This is a genomic window from Bacillus sp. EKM208B (genome assembly GCF_011800725.1).
Taxonomy (GTDB): Bacteria; Bacillota; Bacilli; order Bacillales; family Bacillaceae; genus Bacillus; species Bacillus velezensis.
Map to the genome: position 1 here is coordinate 122,371 of NZ_JAANHO010000007.1, position 1,687 is coordinate 124,057.

Genomic DNA, 1,687 nt, shown 5'->3' on the forward strand with positions numbered 1-1,687 from the left:
TCCTGTTGCTCCTGTTGCTCCTGTTGCTCCTGTTGCTCCTGTTGCTCCTGTTGCTCCTGTTGCTCCTGTTGCTCCTGTTGCTCCTGTTATACCCGTTGCTCCAGTCACACCCGTTGAACCGGTTGGGCCTGTTATTCCGGTTACACCAGTTGCGCCTGTTGATCCCGTTACTCCGGTTGCGCCTGTTTCTCCCGTTGAGCCCGTGACCCCAGTTGCGCCAGTCGCTCCGGTTGGACCCGTGATTCCGGTTGGGCCTGTCGATCCCGTTGGGCCTGTTATTCCGGTTGGACCGGTTGCGCCAGTCGCGCCAGTTGAACCGGTTGGACCGATTTCTCCAGTTACACCCGTTGCCCCTGTCGGTCCTGTCGATCCTGTTGCTCCTGTTGGGCCGGTTTCTCCGGTTGAACCTGTGGCTCCTGTTACTCCAGTTGATCCCGTTGAGCCAGTCGCGCCAGTTGCTCCTGTTATTCCAGTTGCTCCAGTTATACCCGTTGCTCCAGTCACACCCGTTGAACCGGTTGGGCCTGTTATTCCGGTTACACCAGTTGCGCCTGTTGATCCGGTTGAGCCCGTTATTCCGGTCGCTCCCGTTGGGCCCATTTCTCCAGTTATACCGGTTGCGCCGGTTTCTCCAGTTGCTCCGGTTACTCCAGTTACTCCTGTTGGGCCAGTTTCTCCGGTTGAACCAGTTACACCAGTTGAGCCCGTGACCCCAGTCGGGCCAGTAACTCCTGTTGGCCCTGTTACTCCGGTTATACCAGTTGGGCCGGTTTCTCCTGTTGCACCGGTTTCTCCAGTTAATCCCGTCGCACCAGTTGAGCCGGTTTCTCCAGTTGCTCCTGTTGCTCCCGTTACTCCTGTTGCTCCTGTTACTCCAGTTGATCCTGTTGCTCCAGTTGATCCTGTTGCTCCTGTTACTCCAGTTGCTCCTGTTACTCCAGTTGATCCTGTTGCTCCTGTTACTCCAGTTGCTCCTGTTACTCCAGTTGCTCCTGTTACTCCAGTTAGTCCTGTTACACCAGTTATTCCCGTTGCCCCAGTCACTCCAGTTGCTCCGGTTGATCCCGTTACTCCGGTTGCGCCGGTTTCTCCGGTTACTCCGGTTGGACCTGTTGCTCCTGTTGGACCCGTGATTCCGGTTGGGCCCGTTTCTCCAGTCGCCCCTGTTACTCCGGTTGGGCCCGTTTCTCCGGTCGCCCCTGTTACTCCAGTTACTCCAGTTGCTCCAGATATACCCGTTGCTCCAGTCGGTCCTGTTGCTCCTGTTACTCCAGTTGATCCCGTTGCGCCAGTCGATCCGGTTACTCCCGTCGCTCCAGTTTCTCCTGTTGAACCAGTTACACCAGTTGAGCCGGTTTCTCCTGTTGCTCCTGTTGGGCCAGTTTCTCCGGTTGCGCCAGTAACTCCTGTTGGACCGGTTGAGCCAGTTACACCAGTTGGACCGGTTGAGCCAGTTACACCAGTTGGACCCGTGATTCCGGTTGGGCCAGTTTCTCCGGTTGCGCCAGTAACTCCTGTTGGACCGGTTGAGCCAGTTACACCAGTTGGACCCGTGATTCCTGTTGGGCCGGTTTCTCCAGTCGCCCCTGTTACTCCAGTCGCCCCTGTTACTCCAGTCGGTCCTGTTGCTCCAGTCGGTCCTGTTGCTCCAGTCGGTCCTGTTGCTCCAGTCGGTCCTGTTGCTCCA

Annotated in this window: 1 protein-coding gene; it reads right to left on the bottom strand. The window is 57.0% G+C overall.

Going from position 1 to position 1,687, the window contains the following annotated elements:
• On the bottom strand, positions 1-1,687 hold a 1,687-nt coding region (locus G9F75_RS20130), incomplete at both ends, for a beta strand repeat-containing protein (RefSeq protein ID WP_260399137.1).